14 protein-coding genes, 2 tRNA genes and 3 rRNA genes are annotated in these 17,715 nt (G+C 53.7%); 5 read left to right on the forward strand and 14 right to left on the reverse strand.

Annotation, left to right across the window (positions count from 1 at the left end):
* Positions 1–18 precede the first annotated feature (18 nt).
* Entirely contained in the window at positions 19–927 is a 909-nt protein-coding gene (locus NB069_RS21895; RefSeq protein ID WP_250586664.1) for an acyltransferase, read from the forward strand.
* Positions 928–942: 15 nt separating this feature from the next.
* Here NB069_RS21895 and dsbA read toward each other — a convergent pair whose 3' ends face one another.
* From dsbA to NB069_RS21910, 3 genes are all read right to left on the reverse strand, one after another.
* Positions 943–1,566, reverse strand: a complete 624-nt coding sequence (dsbA, locus tag NB069_RS21900; protein ID WP_250586666.1) for a thiol:disulfide interchange protein DsbA — start codon at positions 1,564–1,566, stop codon at positions 943–945.
* Between the two features lie 27 nt (positions 1,567–1,593).
* Positions 1,594–2,580: a serine/threonine protein kinase gene (locus NB069_RS21905; RefSeq protein ID WP_250586668.1), complete on the reverse strand. Its 987-nt coding sequence runs from the start codon at positions 2,578–2,580 to the stop codon at positions 1,594–1,596.
* A 75-nt stretch (positions 2,581–2,655) separates the two neighbouring features.
* Positions 2,656–2,925 carry a YihD family protein gene (locus NB069_RS21910; protein WP_250586670.1) on the reverse strand — a complete coding sequence of 90 codons (270 nt, stop codon included), beginning with the start codon at positions 2,923–2,925 and terminating at the stop codon, positions 2,656–2,658.
* A 69-nt stretch (positions 2,926–2,994) separates the two neighbouring features.
* On the opposite strand from NB069_RS21910, the gene mobA reads away from it, so the two are divergent.
* Complete coding sequence (gene mobA / locus NB069_RS21915) at positions 2,995–3,579, forward strand: molybdenum cofactor guanylyltransferase MobA (RefSeq protein WP_250586672.1); 585 nt, start codon at positions 2,995–2,997, stop codon at positions 3,577–3,579.
* Positions 3,576–4,082, forward strand: coding sequence for a molybdopterin-guanine dinucleotide biosynthesis protein MobB (gene mobB, locus NB069_RS21920; protein ID WP_250586673.1), 507 nt, complete (start codon positions 3,576–3,578; stop codon positions 4,080–4,082). The genes mobA and mobB overlap by 4 nt, the downstream gene beginning before the upstream one ends.
* Before the next feature lie 87 nt (positions 4,083–4,169).
* On the opposite strand, the gene rrf is transcribed toward mobB, so the two are convergent.
* From rrf to NB069_RS21945, 5 genes are all read right to left on the reverse strand, one after another.
* Positions 4,170–4,285 (reverse strand): 5S ribosomal RNA (gene rrf / locus NB069_RS21925).
* Between the two features lie 66 nt (positions 4,286–4,351).
* Positions 4,352–7,256: ribosomal RNA gene (locus NB069_RS21930) — 23S ribosomal RNA — on the reverse strand.
* Positions 7,257–7,453: 197 nt separating this feature from the next.
* Positions 7,454–7,529 (reverse strand) — tRNA-Ala (locus tag NB069_RS21935).
* Between the two features lie 36 nt (positions 7,530–7,565).
* Positions 7,566–7,642: transfer RNA gene (locus NB069_RS21940), tRNA-Ile, on the reverse strand.
* Between the two features lie 70 nt (positions 7,643–7,712).
* Positions 7,713–9,252: ribosomal RNA gene (locus tag NB069_RS21945) — 16S ribosomal RNA — on the reverse strand.
* Together the 16S, 23S and 5S rRNA genes with 2 tRNA genes alongside form the textbook arrangement of a ribosomal RNA operon.
* 479 nt (positions 9,253–9,731) lie before the next feature.
* Here NB069_RS21945 and NB069_RS21950 point away from each other — a divergent pair.
* Positions 9,732–10,424: a FadR/GntR family transcriptional regulator gene (locus NB069_RS21950; RefSeq protein WP_250586675.1), complete on the forward strand. Its 693-nt coding sequence runs from the start codon at positions 9,732–9,734 to the stop codon at positions 10,422–10,424.
* A gap of 20 nt (positions 10,425–10,444) precedes the next feature.
* A complete protein-coding gene (gene mdtD, locus NB069_RS21955) occupies positions 10,445–11,872 on the forward strand; it encodes a multidrug transporter subunit MdtD (protein WP_250586677.1) in 1,428 nt (475 codons plus the stop codon).
* On the opposite strand, the gene rbsR is transcribed toward mdtD, so the two are convergent.
* The 6 genes from rbsR to rbsD all read right to left on the reverse strand — a co-directional run bounded on the left by rbsR (position 11,838) and on the right by rbsD (position 17,691).
* Positions 11,838–12,830, reverse strand: a complete 993-nt coding sequence (gene rbsR / locus NB069_RS21960; protein WP_250586679.1) for a ribose operon transcriptional repressor RbsR — start codon at positions 12,828–12,830, stop codon at positions 11,838–11,840. The genes mdtD and rbsR overlap by 35 nt on opposite strands.
* 3 nt (positions 12,831–12,833) lie before the next feature.
* Positions 12,834–13,763, reverse strand: a complete 930-nt coding sequence (rbsK, locus tag NB069_RS21965) for a ribokinase (RefSeq protein WP_250589559.1) — start codon at positions 13,761–13,763, stop codon at positions 12,834–12,836.
* Between the two features lie 107 nt (positions 13,764–13,870).
* Positions 13,871–14,761 carry a ribose ABC transporter substrate-binding protein RbsB gene (gene rbsB, locus NB069_RS21970; RefSeq protein WP_250586681.1) on the reverse strand — a complete coding sequence of 297 codons (891 nt, stop codon included), beginning with the start codon at positions 14,759–14,761 and terminating at the stop codon, positions 13,871–13,873.
* 27 nt (positions 14,762–14,788) lie between these two features.
* Positions 14,789–15,754 carry a ribose ABC transporter permease gene (rbsC, locus tag NB069_RS21975; RefSeq protein WP_138370949.1) on the reverse strand — a complete coding sequence of 322 codons (966 nt, stop codon included), beginning with the start codon at positions 15,752–15,754 and terminating at the stop codon, positions 14,789–14,791.
* 4 nt (positions 15,755–15,758) lie between these two features.
* Positions 15,759–17,264 carry a ribose ABC transporter ATP-binding protein RbsA gene (gene rbsA / locus NB069_RS21980; RefSeq protein ID WP_250586683.1) on the reverse strand — a complete coding sequence of 502 codons (1,506 nt, stop codon included), beginning with the start codon at positions 17,262–17,264 and terminating at the stop codon, positions 15,759–15,761.
* Positions 17,265–17,271: 7 nt separating this feature from the next.
* The gene (rbsD, locus tag NB069_RS21985; RefSeq protein WP_250586685.1) at positions 17,272–17,691 is read right to left on the reverse strand and encodes a D-ribose pyranase; all 420 of its coding nucleotides are present in this window, start codon (positions 17,689–17,691) and stop codon (positions 17,272–17,274) included.
* Between the last annotated feature and the right edge of the window lie 24 nt (positions 17,692–17,715).

Consider the following 17,715-nt stretch of genomic DNA (forward strand, 5'->3'; position numbering starts at 1 on the left):
TACCTGAAAACATTCATCATGTCTAGACTGCTGGCCGCGATCACTCTCCTGTTAAGTATCGCATTAACTATTCTGGTCACCATCGCCTGTTCTGTGCCGATCATCATCGCCGGAATAATTAAGCTGCTTTTACCGATTCCCGTTGTCTGGCGTGCTGTATCTGCATTCTGCAACTTTATGATGTACTGCTGGTGTGAAGGCCTGGCGGTACTGCTGCGTCTTAACCCGCATCTGAAATGGGATATTGAGGGCCTGGACGGGCTCAACAAGAAAAACTGGTACTTGCTCATCTGCAACCACCATAGCTGGGCCGACATCGTGGTGTTATGCGTGTTGTTCCGCAAGCATATCCCGATGAACAAGTATTTCCTTAAGCAGCAGCTTGCCTGGGTTCCTTTTATTGGCCTGGCCTGTTGGGCGCTGGATATGCCTTTCATGAAGCGCTACTCGCGCAGCTATCTGATTCGTCATCCTGAACGCCGTGGCAAAGATGTCGAAACAACCCGTCGCTCCTGCGAGAAATTTCGCGCGCACCCTACCACCATCGTTAATTTTGTTGAAGGCTCTCGCTTTACCGAAGAGAAAAAGCAGCAGACCCGCTCATCATATAGCAACCTGCTGCCACCAAAAGCGGCCGGGATTGCCATGGCGCTGAACGTACTGGGCCAACAGTTTGATAAATTACTGGACGTGACGCTGTGTTATCCGGAAAACGATAAGACCCCGTTTTACGATATGCTCAGCGGCAAGTTAACGCGGATCGTGGTGCGTATTAATCTGGTGCCTGTGGCGGAAGAGTTACATGGGGACTATGTTAACGATAAGAACTTTAAGCGACGTTTTCAGCTCTGGCTGAATACCTTATGGACGGAAAAAGACGCGCTAATCACCAGGATTAAAGCCCAATATAACAACGCCGGTCATTGACCGGCGTTTTCTTTATTACTTCTTCTCAACCAGATATTTCACGGTATCGGCATACTGCTGCACGAAGATGTCCATGCTGCTGGTATCCATACCCTGCATATTCAGCTGGTATTTGCCATTAACGTACATGGCCGGAACACCACGCAGTTGCAGATCTGCCGCCGCTTTTTCCTGCTGTGCGACCAGCGATTTCACGACGAAGCTATTCCAGGCTGCATCGTATTCTTCACCCTTCACACCCGCATCAACGAATACTTTACGGATATCGGCCGTGGTTTGTACGGCCTGAGTTTTCTGCACGGCTTCAAACATTGGCGCAGTAATTTTGTCTTCCACACCCAGGGCCATCGCTACCGCCCACGCCTGCGTTAAGTCTTTACCCAGCGGGCCAAGGAACTCAACGTGATACTTGGTCATTTTGGTGCCTTCTGGCAGTTTTTTCTTCACGCTATCGGAAACATGCAGAACCTGCTCAAACTCATAGCAGTGCGGGCAATAGAATGAGAAGAACTCGAGAACCTGAGGTTCTCCGGCAACAGGTTTGTCGAGGGTAATATACTGTTTACCATCGGTGAACTGTGCAGCCGAAGCGCTAAATGCCAGAATCATACCTGCCAGCGCCAGCCATATTTTTTTCATGATCAACTCTCTCCTGGGTGTGTTCGATTAATACATTGGCGTTAATTGCAAAGGAGGTTCCTGCAGAACCTTTACCTGTTCAATAAATGTGGATATCTGGTTACGCCAGTAATCTTCTCCGGTAAGCCATGGGAAGTTTCTGGGGAATGCGGGGTCGTCCCAACGCCTGATTAACCATGCAAGATAATAAACAAAACGCATGGCGCGTAAAGGTTCGATTAATGCAATTTCGTCTGAATTAAAGGGACTGAACTCTTCATAAGCTTCGATAATCGTCTCAAGCTGCATCCGCTGCTCGGCTTTATCGCCATTTAGCAGCATCCAGAGATCCTGAATCGCAGGCCCCATTCTCGCATCATCGAGATCGACAAATAATGGCCCGTCACGCCAGAGGATATTTCCCGCATGACAATCGCCGTGCAGGCGCAGCGTCTGGACGTTGTTATCCCAGCGCGCTATGACGGCATTAATTAAGCCATCCGTCGCGGCAAGAAAATCAGCTTTCAGACCTGAAGGGATGAGCGCGGAGGCTTCCAATACCTGACGTGGTTCGAGGAGATATTTCTGAATGCCGATAGCAGGACGCGAGGTAAATGCCGTTTTCCTTCCCGTCTGATGAATACGCCCCAGATAACGGGCAACCCATTCCATCTGATCGATATTATCGGCTTCAAATTGCCGACCACCGAGACTGGGAAAGACAGCAAAATAAAATCCCTGATGCGACAGCAGCGTCTGGCCATTAAATTCAAGCGGAGCGGCAACGGGAACGTCATCGGCTACCAGGTCGAGCGCAAACTGATGCTCTTCCTGAATCTGATCGGCTGACCAGCGCTGCGGGCGATAAAATTTCACGACGAAGCGCTGACGCTCCTCATCCTGAAACTGATATACGCGGTTTTCATAGCTGTTTAATGGAGTCAGACCTGAATCCACCCGGATGCCCTGCTCAAACAGAGCATCCATAATGGTATCCGGGTGTAAGGTCTGGAAAGTAAAGGCCTGGTCGTTCATCCGATCATCCGGAAATTATACGAATGATTGAGGATATCATTTAACGGGGATTACGGTGGTGCCTCTTACAAGCTTTTACTCTTTAATTACGCCACGCGCGCGCAGCAGGGCTGTTTTGAAATCCTCTTCATAGTCTTTCTGAATACCGGGGATCACGGCATCTTTGCCTGAATCACGCATTTTCAGGTGATAGATCAGGATGTCATCAGAAAGGTCGGCCAGTTCGCCCTCATAGCCTGACTCCTGCGCCAGTTTCTGTAAGAATTGCATCAGATTCAGCTCAGGCTCTTTTTGCCAGGCTGGCTGGAGAAGTTCGATAACTTCATTCAGACGTTTACATTTCATGGTAATACTCCTTTTCATTTAGAGTGACACGTTAGCAGGGTCAATCCCACAAGAAAAGAGGCGATATTCTTGAGCCAGATAAGCACGATCACCGGTGTGGTTTTAGCCGGCGGTAAGGCATCCCGTATGGGCGGCGTTGATAAAGGTCTGCAGCTGCTGAACGGCATACCGTTATGGCAGCATGTTGCGCAGAGGCTAAGTAAACAAGTGAGTTCACTTGCTGTCAGTGCCAATAAAAACCTCGGCGTTTATCAGGCAAGTGGATATCCCGTCTATTCCGATTTGCTGTCGGATTACCCCGGGCCGCTGGCTGGCATGCTTTCCGTCATGCAGCAGTGTGACGCGGAGTGGTTTCTGTTTTGCCCCTGCGATACACCCTTTATTCCTGATTGCCTGACTGAGCGCTTTGTTAAACAAAGGGGATCGGCTGCCGTTGTCTGGGCATATGACGGCGAGCGCGATCACCCCACTATTGCGCTCATGCACCGCCAACTGATGCCTGAATTACAGGCTTACCTGAGTGCAGGAGAGCGCCGGGTGATGGTATTTATGCGACAGGCAGGCGGGCATCGTGTTGATTTTAACGAGATGAAACAGGCGTTTATTAATATCAATACCCTCGAACAGATAGACACTATGCAGAGGCACCTATGATACCTGTCTTAGCGATCGCCGCATGGAGCGGTACCGGGAAAACCACCCTGCTGAAAGCCATTATTCCGGTACTTTGTACCAGAGGCGTGCGTCCGGGTCTTATTAAACATACCCACCACAATATGGATGTCGATATTCCCGGTAAGGACAGTTATGAACTGCGCAAAGCCGGTGCGGCACAAACTATTGTCGCCAGCAGCCAGCGTTGGGCATTAATGACCGAGACGCCGGATGAAAAGGACCTTGATCTGAGTTATCTCATCAGCCGGATGGATCATTCGACGCTGGATCTGGTTCTGGTAGAGGGTTTTAAGCACGAGCCGGTGGCAAAGATCCTGCTGTTTCGTAGCGATGCCGGGCATGACATTCATGAATTAACGCTTGATGAGCATGTTATCGCAGTGGCCAGTGACACTTCACTGTCGCTTCAGGTACCGGTATTAGATATCAATGATGTGGAAGGCGTTGTCGATTTCATTCAACAATGGATGAAGTCTCAGTAGGCCGGGTAAGGCGCAGCCGCCACCCGGCTTTTTCGCGCATACGGCAAAAAACCCCGCACCTTACGGTACGGGGTTTCTTTAATTGATGCCTGGCAGTTCCCTACTCTCGCATGGGGAGACCCCACACTACCATCGGCGCTACGGCGTTTCACTTCTGAGTTCGGCATGGGGTCAGGTGGGACCACCGCGCTACAGCCGCCAGGCAAATTCTGTTATCTGTATCAGGCTGAAAATCGTCTCAAATCTCACCGAAACAGCTTCGGCGTTGTAAGGTTAAGCCTCACGGTTCATTAGTACCGGTTAGCTCAACGCATCGCTGCGCTTACACACCCGGCCTATCAACGTCGTCGTCTTCAACGTTCCTTCAGGACCCTTAAAGGGTCAGGGAGAACTCATCTCGGGGCAAGTTTCGTGCTTAGATGCTTTCAGCACTTATCTCTTCCGCATTTAGCTACCGGGCAGTGCCATTGGCATGACAACCCGAACACCAGTGATGCGTCCACTCCGGTCCTCTCGTACTAGGAGCAGCCCCCCTCAATTCTCCAGCGCCCACGGCAGATAGGGACCGAACTGTCTCACGACGTTCTAAACCCAGCTCGCGTACCACTTTAAATGGCGAACAGCCATACCCTTGGGACCTACTTCAGCCCCAGGATGTGATGAGCCGACATCGAGGTGCCAAACACCGCCGTCGATATGAACTCTTGGGCGGTATCAGCCTGTTATCCCCGGAGTACCTTTTATCCGTTGAGCGATGGCCCTTCCATACAGAACCACCGGATCACTATGACCTGCTTTCGCACCTGCTCGAGCCGTCACTCTCGCAGTCAAGCTAGCTTATGCCATTGCACTAACCTCCTGATGTCCGACCAGGATTAGCTAACCTTCGTGCTCCTCCGTTACTCTTTAGGAGGAGACCGCCCCAGTCAAACTACCCACCAGACACTGTCCGCAACCCGGATTACGGGTCCACGTTAGAACACCAGCCATTAAAGGGTGGTATTTCAAGGATGGCTCCACGCAGACTGGCGTCCACGCTTCAAAGCCTCCCACCTATCCTACACATCAAGGACCAGTGTTCAGTGTCAAGCTATAGTAAAGGTTCACGGGGTCTTTCCGTCTTGCCGCGGGTACACTGCATCTTCACAGCGATTTCAATTTCACTGAGTCTCGGGTGGAGACAGCCTGGCCATCATTACGCCATTCGTGCAGGTCGGAACTTACCCGACAAGGAATTTCGCTACCTTAGGACCGTTATAGTTACGGCCGCCGTTTACCGGGGCTTCGATCAAGAGCTTCGCGTTGCCGCTAACCCCATCAATTAACCTTCCGGCACCGGGCAGGCGTCACACCGTATACGTCCACTTTCGTGTTTGCACAGTGCTGTGTTTTTAATAAACAGTTGCAGCCAGCTGGTATCTTCGACTGATTTCAGCTCCACCCGCAGGGGCTTCACCTACATATCAGCGTGCCTTCTCCCGAAGTTACGGCACCATTTTGCCTAGTTCCTTCACCCGAGTTCTCTCAAGCGCCTTGGTATTCTCTACCTGACCACCTGTGTCGGTTTGGGGTACGATTCGTTGTTACCTGATGCTTAGAGGCTTTTCCTGGAAGCAGGGCATTTGTTACTTCAGCACCGTAGTGCCTCGTCATCACACCTCAGCGTTAAAAAGGTACCGGATTTACCTGGAACCTCCGCCTACATGCTTAAACCGGGACAACCGTCGCCCGGCCAACATAGCCTTCTCCGTCCCCCCTTCGCAGTAACACCGAGTACAGGAATATTAACCTGTTTCCCATCGACTACGCCTTTCGGCCTCGCCTTAGGGGTCGACTCACCCTGCCCCGATTAACGTTGGACAGGAACCCTTGGTCTTCCGGCGAGCGGGCTTTTCACCCGCTTTATCGTTACTTATGTCAGCATTCGCACTTCTGATACCTCCAGCAAACCTCACAGTTCACCTTCAACGGCTTACAGAACGCTCCCCTACCCAACAACACATAGTGTCGCTGCCGCAGCTTCGGTGCATGGTTTAGCCCCGTTACATCTTCCGCGCAGGCCGACTCGACCAGTGAGCTATTACGCTTTCTTTAAATGATGGCTGCTTCTAAGCCAACATCCTGGCTGTCTGTGCCTTCCCACATCGTTTCCCACTTAACCATGACTTTGGGACCTTAGCTGGCGGTCTGGGTTGTTTCCCTCTTCACGACGGACGTTAGCACCCGCCGTGTGTCTCCCGTGATAACATTCTCCGGTATTCGCAGTTTGCATCGGGTTGGTAAGCCGGGATGGCCCCCTAGCCGAAACAGTGCTCTACCCCCGGAGATGAGTTCACGAGGCGCTACCTAAATAGCTTTCGGGGAGAACCAGCTATCTCCCGGTTTGATTGGCCTTTCACCCCCAGCCACAAGTCATCCGCTAATTTTTCAACATTAGTCGGTTCGGTCCTCCAGTTAGTGTTACCCAACCTTCAACCTGCCCATGGCTAGATCACCGGGTTTCGGGTCTATACCCTGCAACTTAACGCCCAGTTAAGACTCGGTTTCCCTTCGGCTCCCCTATACGGTTAACCTTGCTACAGAATATAAGTCGCTGACCCATTATACAAAAGGTACGCAGTCACACCACGAAGGTGCTCCCACTGCTTGTACGTACACGGTTTCAGGTTCTTTTTCACTCCCCTCGCCGGGGTTCTTTTCGCCTTTCCCTCACGGTACTGGTTCACTATCGGTCAGTCAGGAGTATTTAGCCTTGGAGGATGGTCCCCCCATATTCAGACAGGATACCACGTGTCCCGCCCTACTCTTCGAGTTCACAGCAAGTGTGCTTTCATGTACGGGACTATCACCCTGTACCGTCGGACTTTCCAGACCGTTCCACTAACACACAAGCTGATTCAGACTCCGGGCTGCTCCCCGTTCGCTCGCCGCTACTGGGGGAATCTCGGTTGATTTCTTTTCCTCGGGGTACTTAGATGTTTCAGTTCCCCCGGTTCGCCTCGTTAACCTATGTATTCAGTTAACGATAGTGCAACGGATTGCACTGGGTTTCCCCATTCGGACATCGCCGGGTCAAAGGTTCATATCACCTCGCCGGCGCTTTTCGCAGATTAGCACGTCCTTCATCGCCTCTGACTGCCAGGGCATCCACCGTGTACGCTTAGTCGCTTAACCTCACAACCCGAAGATGTTTCACTTCATGATTGTGAAAATTTGAGAGACTCGAACACACCTGATTCTGTTCCTGTTTACGGAGAACAGACACGGTGTGTCGTTTCAATTTTCAGCTTGATCCAGATTTTTAAAGAGCAAAACTTCGCAGCGCACCTTTTCAGGTACACTCTGAAGTTTTTATGTTGTCGCAATAAAGATGGTGGAGCTATGCGGGATCGAACCGCAGACCTCCTGCGTGCAAGGCAGGCGCTCTCCCAGCTGAGCTATAGCCCCATCGTGGTCAATCTCCTCAAATTTGCTGCGCAAATTTGGTAGGCCTGAGTGGACTTGAACCACCGACCTCACCCTTATCAGGGGTGCGCTCTAACCACCTGAGCTACAAGCCTACAGAGATTTTTACTGCTGTATTTTCATCAGACAATCTGTGTGAGCACTGCAAAGGCAGGTTCTTTAAGGTAAGGAGGTGATCCAACCGCAGGTTCCCCTACGGTTACCTTGTTACGACTTCACCCCAGTCATGAATCACAAAGTGGTAAGCGCCCTCCCGAAGGTTAAGCTACCTACTTCTTTTGCAACCCACTCCCATGGTGTGACGGGCGGTGTGTACAAGGCCCGGGAACGTATTCACCGTAGCATTCTGATCTACGATTACTAGCGATTCCGACTTCATGGAGTCGAGTTGCAGACTCCAATCCGGACTACGACGCACTTTATGAGGTCCGCTTGCTCTCGCGAGGTCGCTTCTCTTTGTATGCGCCATTGTAGCACGTGTGTAGCCCTACTCGTAAGGGCCATGATGACTTGACGTCATCCCCACCTTCCTCCAGTTTATCACTGGCAGTCTCCTTTGAGTTCCCGGCCTAACCGCTGGCAACAAAGGATAAGGGTTGCGCTCGTTGCGGGACTTAACCCAACATTTCACAACACGAGCTGACGACAGCCATGCAGCACCTGTCTCAGAGTTCCCGAAGGCACCAATCCATCTCTGGAAAGTTCTCTGGATGTCAAGAGTAGGTAAGGTTCTTCGCGTTGCATCGAATTAAACCACATGCTCCACCGCTTGTGCGGGCCCCCGTCAATTCATTTGAGTTTTAACCTTGCGGCCGTACTCCCCAGGCGGTCGACTTAACGCGTTAGCTCCGGAAGCCACGCCTCAAGGGCACAGCCTCCAAGTCGACATCGTTTACGGCGTGGACTACCAGGGTATCTAATCCTGTTTGCTCCCCACGCTTTCGCACCTGAGCGTCAGTCTTTGTCCAGGGGGCCGCCTTCGCCACCGGTATTCCTCCAGATCTCTACGCATTTCACCGCTACACCTGGAATTCTACCCCCCTCTACAAGACTCTAGCCTGCCAGTTTCGAATGCAGTTCCCAGGTTGAGCCCGGGGATTTCACATCCGACTTGACAGACCGCCTGCGTGCGCTTTACGCCCAGTAATTCCGATTAACGCTTGCACCCTCCGTATTACCGCGGCTGCTGGCACGGAGTTAGCCGGTGCTTCTTCTGCGAGTAACGTCAATCACTGTGGTTATTAACCACAATGCCTTCCTCCTCGCTGAAAGTACTTTACAACCCGAAGGCCTTCTTCATACACGCGGCATGGCTGCATCAGGCTTGCGCCCATTGTGCAATATTCCCCACTGCTGCCTCCCGTAGGAGTCTGGACCGTGTCTCAGTTCCAGTGTGGCTGGTCATCCTCTCAGACCAGCTAGGGATCGTCGCCTAGGTGAGCCGTTACCCCACCTACTAGCTAATCCCATCTGGGCACATCTGATGGCAAGAGGCCCGAAGGTCCCCCTCTTTGGTCTTGCGACGTTATGCGGTATTAGCTACCGTTTCCAGTAGTTATCCCCCTCCATCAGGCAGTTTCCCAGACATTACTCACCCGTCCGCCACTCGTCACCCGAGAGCAAGCTCTCTGTGCTACCGTTCGACTTGCATGTGTTAGGCCTGCCGCCAGCGTTCAATCTGAGCCATGATCAAACTCTTCAATTTAAGTTTGATGCTCGTGAATTAAACTTCGTAATGAATTACGTATGTTCACTCAGAGACTTGGTATTCATTTATTGTCCGAAGACATTAAGAATCCATGTCACTTTGAGTGCCCACACAGATTGTCTGATAAATTGTTAAAGAGCAGTGCAACGCGGCTTTCGCTCACCGTTGCGAGGTCCCGTATATTACGTTTTCCTCATTCAGAGTCAAGCGATTATTTTCACTTTTCTCTGCCGGCGTTCATCGCTGAACCCCGCTGACCCGGCGGCTTGCGTGCCGTTGTTCCGTGTCAGTGGAGGCGCATTATAGGGAGTTCTCCGGCGCTGACAAGCGTAAAATTAAAAAAAATTACCGACCGTGCTTTTTTTCACCAAAAGCCTCATCTTTTAGCCAGAAATCACCCTAATTGTCGTTTTAGCAACCACAACCCGCCTGCAGGTGGCATACTTACTGGCATTAAGACTGAAGGAATATGCGTTATGCCTTTAAGCGCACAACAGCTGGCGGCTCAAAAAAACCTCTCCTATGTGCTGGCAGAAAAGCTGGCCCAGCGGATCCTGGCCGGTGTTTACGCACCCGGCAGCATTCTGCCGGGCGAACTGGAGCTGGGTGAACAGTTTGGCGTGAGCCGAACCGCCGTTCGTGAAGCCGTGAAAACCCTGACTGCAAAAGGGATGGTTCTTCCCCGTCCGCGTATCGGTACACGCGTCATGCCCCAGGGTAACTGGAACTTCCTCGATCAGGAGCTGCTCTCCTGGTGGATGACGGAAGATAATTTCCAGCAGGTTATTGAGCATTTTCTTGTCATGCGCAGCAGCCTGGAGCCTCAGGCCTGCCTTCTGGCTGCCACGATCGGCACGGCCGAGCAAAAGGCCCGCTTAAATACCCTGATGGATGAGATGGTTCATCTGAAGAAGAACTTTAACCGAGAACGCTGGATAGATGTGGATATGGCCTGGCACGAACATATCTATGAGATGAGCGGTAATCCGTTCCTGACCTCTTTCGCCTCGCTCTTTCACTCTGTTTACCACACTTACTTTACTTCCATTACCCAGGACGAGGTGGTGAAGCTGGATTTACACCAGGCCATTGTCGACGCTATTCAGGATAGTGATGGGTTACGCGCTATGGCAGCCAGCCAGGCACTGCTTGCCCCACCAGCACGGTAGCAATAACAACAGGAATTCGAATGACAGTAAAAAAAGCACGCAGTATGGCGGGCCTGCCGTGGATAGCGGCGATGGCCTTCTTTATGCAGGCGCTTGATGCGACCATCCTCAATACAGCCCTTCCGGCGATTGCCCAAAGCCTGAACCGTTCGCCGCTGGCGATGCAGTCGGCCATCATCAGCTATACCCTGACCGTGGCGATGCTGATCCCGGTAAGCGGCTGGCTGGCCGATCGCTTCGGCACCCGTCGCGTCTTTATGCTGGCAGTCTCCCTGTTTACGCTGGGTTCACTGGCCTGCGCCCTTTCCAGCTCGTTAGGTGAGCTGGTTGTTTTTCGTGTGATTCAGGGGATTGGCGGCGCCATGATGATGCCGGTCGCGCGTCTGGCGCTGTTACGGGCCTATCCCCGCAGCGAACTGTTGCCGGTGCTTAACTTTGTCACCATGCCGGGCCTCGTCGGGCCGATCCTTGGGCCGGTGCTGGGCGGGGTACTGGTCACCTGGGCCAGCTGGCACTGGATATTCCTGATTAATATTCCCATTGGGGTCGCCGGGCTTTTCTATGCCCGCAAATTTATGCCGAACTTCACGACTCCGCGGCGTAAATTCGATATGGGCGGGTTCTTCCTGTTTGGCCTGAGCCTGGTGCTGTTTTCCAGCGGTATGGAGCTGTTCGGTGAGAAAGTGGTCGCCACCTGGCTGGCCATCGCCATTATCTTCAGCGGTATTGTTCTCTTTCTTCTTTATATCCGTCACGCCCGTCGTCACCCGACGCCGCTCATTTCTCTCTCGCTGTTTAACACCCGCACCTTCTCGGTAGGCATTGCCGGTAACATCGCTTCACGGCTGGGCACCGGCTGTGTGCCTTTCCTTATGCCATTGATGCTGCAGGTCGGGTTTGGTTATCCGGCGCTGATTGCGGGTTGCATGATGGCACCTACGGCGGTGGGTTCGATCCTGGCTAAATCCGGCGTGACTCAGCTGTTACGCCGGGTAGGCTACCGCAGGACGCTGGTTGGGGTGACGATATTTATCGGTGTGATGATTGCGCAGTTCTCACTGCAGTCGGCTGCGTTGCCGGTGTGGATGCTGATCCTGCCGCTGTTTGTACTGGGGATGGCGATGTCCATCCAGTTCACCTCAATGAACACCATCACCCTTGCCGATCTTAACGATGAGAATGCCAGCGGCGGTAACAGCGTCCTGGCGGTCACGCAGCAACTGTCGATCAGTCTGGGGGTGGCGGTGAGTGCGGCGGTCCTGCGTTTCTACGAAGGGTTCGACAGCACGAGTACTGTTGAACAGTTTCACTCAACCTTTATCACCATGGGCGTACTGACGGTTGTCTCTGCCCTGGTGTTTATGCTGTTAAAACCGAAAGACGGCCGCAACCTCATCAAGGAGCGGCACAAACCTAAACAGACCCCCGTTCCATCAGAACAGGAGTAAGCTGCAGCCGCTGCTGTTGCAGTGCGGGCTGGGCGATACGGTGGATCAGCACATCAATCGCCAGCTCGCCCAGTTCATCTTTGGGCTGATGGATGGTAGTGAGCGGCGGCGTCATATACTGCGCCAGTTCAATGTCGTCATAACCCACCACGGCGATATCGTCCGGGATACGCAGTCCCGCCTGATAAAGTGCCTTATATGCGCCCACCGCCATGGCATCATTGCCAATAAAGACCGCCTGCGGGCGCTCTTTCTGCGCCAGTAATGCCTGCATTGCCTCATACCCTCCGCTAAATTCGAAGTCACCGGTGATTTGATAGCCTTCAGGCACCGGCAAACCAGCGCGCGCCATCGCCACCAGGAACCCTTCCTGGCGCAGGCGGGCGGGGGTTTTATCCAGCGGACCGGTGATGCAGGCGATGCGGGTATGACCTTTATCAATCAGATGCTGCGTCGCCATATCCCCGCCCAGCAGCGAATTATCCTGGATCAGATCGCTGGTACCGTCGAACGGCGCCCAGTCCATCATCACCGTGGGAACGGAAGGGTAGCGCTGCATAATCTCGGGGGAGGGCTGATGCGTTTCGGTGCACAGCAACAGCAATCCGTCGACGCGCTTTTGCATCAGCGTCTCCAGATTGCGGTTCATACGCTGTTCATCGCCTTCGGTATTGCATAACACCAGGCTGTATCCGCGCTCAAAACAGCTGCGCTCCACGCCGCGCACCAGCTCGGAGTAAAAAGGGTTGGTACTGGCGGTAATAAGCATGCCAATGGTGCGCGTCTGGTTGAGCTTCAGGCTGCGCGCCAGGGCGGAAGGCGCATAGTTGAGGGATTTAACGGCAGCCTCGACCTTCTCCCGGATCGCCTCGCTGACGAAGCGATCGTTATTGATGACGTGGGAGACCGTCGAAGTAGAGACGCCCGCCATGCGAGCGACATCTTTCATTGTGGCCAAGCGTTACCTCTGCTGACTTAAAAATGCATCGATCTCATTGCGCCATGGAACAGAGGGCTGCGCGCCTGGACGGGTGACCGCAATGGCCGCCGCCGCATGGGCAAAGCGGATGGCGGTATCCAGCGGTTCACCTTCCAGCAGCGCCGTTACCAGCGCACCATTAAAGGTATCTCCGGCAGCGATAGTATCGACAGCTTTCACCTTAAAGCCGGGAACGCGGCGACCTTCTCCCTCGACGCTGGCCCATACGCCACGGCTGCCAAGGGTAATGATAACGGTGTTGATGCCTTTGTCGTGCAGGGCTTTCGCCGCACGCGCCGCATCTTCATCATCTTCCACGCGAATGCCCGTCAGCTTTTCAGCTTCAGTTTCATTCGGGGTGATGATGTCCACCAGCGCCAGAAGCTCGTCTGATAATACACGGGCCGGCGCGGGATTTAGTACGACAGTGGTATGATTTTCATGCGCAATTTTAGCTGCCGACAGCACGCTTTCTACCGGCGATTCCAGCTGCATCAGCAGGGCATCAGCACCTGCGATAAGCGCCTTTTGCGCTGCCACCCGATCGGACGTCAGCGCCGCGTTTGCTCCCGCATGAATACCGATGACATTCTCACCTTCCGCGTTGACAAAAATCAGCGCCACGCCGGTTGATTCACCCTCCACCACGCTCACCGGCGCAATGTCGATGTTGTCGCTTGCCAGCTGGCTGCGGACGCGCTCACCGGTATCGTCATCACCCGTACAGGCGATAAAGGCGATGTTCGCCCCGCTACGTCCGGCGGCGACCGCCTGGTTAGCGCCTTTGCCGCCAAAGGCGACCTGATAGCGATTGCCCGTTACGGTTTCGCCCGGGGTAGGGAAAGTATCAAGGTTGAGAATGTGATCGGCATTAATACTGCCAAGGACGACGAGCTTGCCTGCGGTTTTCATATTGGAAATGTCCATCAGAGAGTGCCACCGGGATGCCCCGGTGGCGTATGCCACTCTTTTCTTTATATGTTGTCCTTCAGGCGGCCATTGACTGCCTGAATCGCATATTACTGCTTAATGACCAGCTTCAGGTCAACAGGGTATTTAGCCTGAACTTTTTCGCCCTTCAGCACTTTATCAGCCGTCTGTACGCCAGTCGCGCCGATCTGCTCCGGCAGCTGAGCGATGGTCGCAGCCAGTTTGCCATCGTTTACGGCTTTTTCACCATCAGGCGTGCCGTCAAATCCAACCACCATCACATCAGATTTACCTGCGGTCTGCAGGGCACGCAGCGCGCCCAGCGCCATTTCGTCGTTCTGCGCGAATACCGCTTTAACGTCCGGGTGCGCGGTGAGCAGGTTCTGCATAACGTTCAGACCCTTAGTACGGTCAAAGTCTGCCGGCTGGCTGGCCAGTACGTTAAATTTGTGGGCCGCAACGGCCTGCTGGAAGCCTTCACCACGCTCACGCGCTGCGGAAGTCCCGGCGATACCCTGCAGTTCAATAACTTTGGCGCCTTCGCCCGCTTTTTTGGCGATGTAGTCACCGGCGATTTTGCCGCCCAGCACGTTGTCAGAGGCAATATGGCTTACCACTTCGCCTTTGTTCGCCTGACGGTCCAGGGTAATTACCGGGATATTAGCCTGGTTCGCCATCTTCACGGCGTTACCTACCGCGTCGGAGTCGGTCGGGTTGATCAGCAGAATTTTGGTGCCGCGAACGGTCAGGTCCTGCACGTTAGCCAGCTCTTTAGCCGGGTTATTCTGGGAGTCGAGGATCACCAGGTTGTAGCCCAGTTTGTCGGCTTCTTTCTGCGCGCCATCCTTCAGGGAGACGAAGAACGGGTTGTTCAGGGTAGAAACCACCAGCGCGATGGTGTCTTTCGCCATGGCGTTTGCATTCACAGTTGCGCTCAGCGCGACAGCAGAAACCAGGGTAGCCAGTTTTTTCATGTTCATATCAAAGATGTCCTGTAGTGTCGTCAGTTACTGTTTTTTGTTGTCTACCAGTACCGCCAGCAAAATCACTACCGCTTTGACGATCATCTGGTAATAGGAAGAAACACCTAACAAATTCAAACCATTGTTCAGGAAGCCGAGGATCAGTGCACCGATCAGCGTCCCCACGATACGACCTTTACCCCCCGCCAGGCTGGTGCCGCCCAGCACGACCGCGGCGATGGCATCCAGCTCATAACCTGTACCCGCCGTCGGTTGCGCAGAGGAGAGACGCGCCACCTCGATAATACCCGCCAGCGAAGCCAGCAGACCGCACAGGGAGTAGACGATAATTTTGACTTTATTGACGCTGATGCCGGACAGACGCGTCGCCGCTTCGTTACCGCCCAGGGCATAGATATAGCGACCCAGACGGGTGTGGTGCAACATGTACCACGCCGCAAGGAAGACCAGGCCCATGATCCACACTGGCGTCGGGATACCCAGCGGGCGGCCGATACCAAACCAGCCAAACAGATCGGCGTTGTCGGTAAAGCCGGTATTGACCGGGCTGCCGTTGGTGTAGACCATCGTCACACCCCGCAGCAGCAGCATCATCACAAGCGTCGCAATAAACGCCTGAACGCGGCCTTTCGCCACAATCATCCCGGTGACAGCACCGATCGCCGCGCCCAGCGCCAGCGCAGCGGCAACGGCCACCAGCGCGTTGACTTCAATCCCGACAATCGAAGCGGCCACCGCGCCGGTGAGCGCCAGCAGGGAACCGACGGACAGGTCGATACCCGAGGTCAAGATCACCAGCGTCATGCCCACGGCCATAATGGCGTTGACGGACGTCTGCTGAAGGATGTTGAACAGGTTATTAACGGTAAAAAAGTTCGGGCTCATGGTGGAAACAATCGCGATCAGCACCAGCAGGGCAATCAGCGATTTTTGTTCCATCAACCATGCCTTAGTGAAATAACGGCGTCCAGAAACAGCCTGGGTAGTCATCTTCTTACTCCTGATCCACGCGATTAAGCTTGCCCACAGCGGCAGCCATCAGAATTTCCTGGGTGGCCTGCTCGCGACTGAATTCACCGCCGAGATGCCCTTCATGCATGACGATAATGCGATCGCTCATGCCTAATACTTCTGGCATCTCGGAAGAGACCAGAATGATGCTCAACCCGTCAGCCTTAAACTGGTTGATGAGCTGATAAATCTCTTTTTTGGCGCCAACGTCCACGCCGCGCGTCGGTTCATCGAGGATCAGCACCTTAGGACGTGTCATCAGACCGCGGGCAATCGCCACTTTCTGCTGGTTGCCGCCGGAGAGCAGTCCAATGGCCTGTTCCATCGACGGGGTTTTAACGTTAAAGAGGCGGATAAAATCGCTGACGGCCTGCTGTTCGTCTTTGTGCTTCAGGCTTCCGCCGCTGCGGCTAAAGTAGCGCAGCGCGGTTAAGGACATGTTTTCTTTCACCGACATGCCCAGCACCAGCCCATCGCGTTTGCGGTCTTCAGAGATATAGACGATGCCGTTCGCCAGACCATCCTGTGGAGAGCGGGTGACAACTTCATGGCCATCGAGGGTGACATAGCCGCTGGTGCGTGGACTGGCGCCATACAGCACCTTCATCAGCTCGGTACGTCCGGCCCCCATCAGCCCGGCCACACCGAGGATCTCCCCCTGACGCAGGGTAAAGCTGACATCATTCACCCCAGGACCACACAGGTTATCGACCTTCAGGCGGATCTCGCCCGGTACTTTATCGATACGCGGATACTGGTCTTCCAGCTTGCGTCCCACCATCATCTCAATCAGCGTGTCTTCGGTCAGCGTCGCCACTTCACGCTCGGCAATAAACTGCCCGTCGCGGAAGACGGTGACGTCATCGCAAATCTCAAAGATCTCTTTCATGCGGTGGGAGATATAGACAATGCCGCGCCCCTGCGCTTTCAGCTCGCGAATAACGCGGAACAGGGAGTCGGTTTCGGTGTCGGTCAGGGCGTCGGTGGGTTCATCCATCACGATAACCCGGGATTCAAAACTCAGGACCTTCGCGATTTCCACCATCTGCTGATCGCCAATGGAGAGCTCACCCACCAGACGATCGCTCTTAAAGCGCAGGTTCAGCTTCGCCAGCAGTTTGTCGGCTTCGGCATACATTTGCTTCCAGTCGATTTTGCCGAAGCGATTCACAAACTCACGTCCCAGGAAGATGTTCTCCGCGATGGACAGCTGCGGGATCAGGTTCAGCTCCTGGTGGATGATGCCGATCCCGGCTTCCTGAGAGGATTTCGGGCCGTTGAAGGTGGTCTCTTTTCCCAGCCACAGCAGCGAACCGGCATCGCGTTGATAGATCCCGGTCAGCACTTTCATCATGGTGGATTTGCCAGCGCCGTTTTCGCCCACCAGCGCCATTACGCGGCCAGCGTAAACATTCAACGCTGCGCCAGAGAGGGCTTTAACGCCCGGGAACGACTTATCGATCCCTTTCAGTTGCAGGAGTGCGTCCATGATGGCCTCAGAAGGTGACGCCAGCACAGAGAATGATATTCGCATACGGGGAACACTCCCCGCTGCGGATAACCGCCTGGCTGTCAGCGGTGTTTTTCTTAAACTGCTCGTGCGTTATGTAACTTATTTTTATGGTGTTTCCCTGGTGTTGTTGCAGCTGCTTGATATGGCCAAGCAACGTTTCGTGGAGCTGCGGATTATGGTGTTGGATTTCCGTAGCGAGAATGGCTTCCTCAACCTGCATCTCGGTTGTCACCACATCCAGCACCTGCATAAACGTGGGCACGCCCTGCGTTAACGCCAGATCAATACGCGTTGTGCTGTGGGGAATGGGTAAACCCGCATCACATACCACCAGCGTATCGGTATGCCCAAGACGGGAGATGACCGATGAGACTTCAGAGTTGAGTACCGTGCCTTTCTTCATATTCTTGCTCCACTAGCGAAACGT

Origin of the sequence: Leclercia adecarboxylata, from assembly GCF_023639785.1 — a bacterium.
In the GTDB taxonomy this organism is placed as follows: domain Bacteria; phylum Pseudomonadota; class Gammaproteobacteria; order Enterobacterales; family Enterobacteriaceae; genus Enterobacter; species Enterobacter adecarboxylatus_D.

Excerpts from the sequence above, each read along its gene's own strand:
- NB069_RS21895 (WP_250586664.1), top strand. The coding sequence starts at position 19 with ATGTCTAGACTGCTGGCCGCGATCACTCTCCTGTTAAGTATCGCATTA.
- dsbA (WP_250586666.1), bottom strand. The coding sequence starts at position 1,566 with ATGAAAAAAATATGGCTGGCGCTGGCAGGTATGATTCTGGCATTTAGC.
- NB069_RS21905 (WP_250586668.1), bottom strand. The coding sequence starts at position 2,580 with ATGAACGACCAGGCCTTTACTTTCCAGACCTTACACCCGGATACCATT.
- NB069_RS21910 (WP_250586670.1), bottom strand. The coding sequence starts at position 2,925 with ATGAAATGTAAACGTCTGAATGAAGTTATCGAACTTCTCCAGCCAGCC.
- mobB (WP_250586673.1), top strand. The coding sequence starts at position 3,576 with ATGATACCTGTCTTAGCGATCGCCGCATGGAGCGGTACCGGGAAAACC.
- NB069_RS21950 (WP_250586675.1), top strand. The coding sequence starts at position 9,732 with ATGCCTTTAAGCGCACAACAGCTGGCGGCTCAAAAAAACCTCTCCTAT.
- mdtD (WP_250586677.1), top strand. The coding sequence starts at position 10,445 with ATGACAGTAAAAAAAGCACGCAGTATGGCGGGCCTGCCGTGGATAGCG.
- rbsK (WP_250589559.1), bottom strand. The coding sequence starts at position 13,763 with ATGAAAACCGCAGGCAAGCTCGTCGTCCTTGGCAGTATTAATGCCGAT.
- rbsB (WP_250586681.1), bottom strand. The coding sequence starts at position 14,761 with ATGAACATGAAAAAACTGGCTACCCTGGTTTCTGCTGTCGCGCTGAGC.
- rbsC (WP_138370949.1), bottom strand. The coding sequence starts at position 15,754 with ATGACTACCCAGGCTGTTTCTGGACGCCGTTATTTCACTAAGGCATGG.
- rbsA (WP_250586683.1), bottom strand. The coding sequence starts at position 17,264 with ATGGACGCACTCCTGCAACTGAAAGGGATCGATAAGTCGTTCCCGGGC.
- rbsD (WP_250586685.1), bottom strand. The coding sequence starts at position 17,691 with ATGAAGAAAGGCACGGTACTCAACTCTGAAGTCTCATCGGTCATCTCC.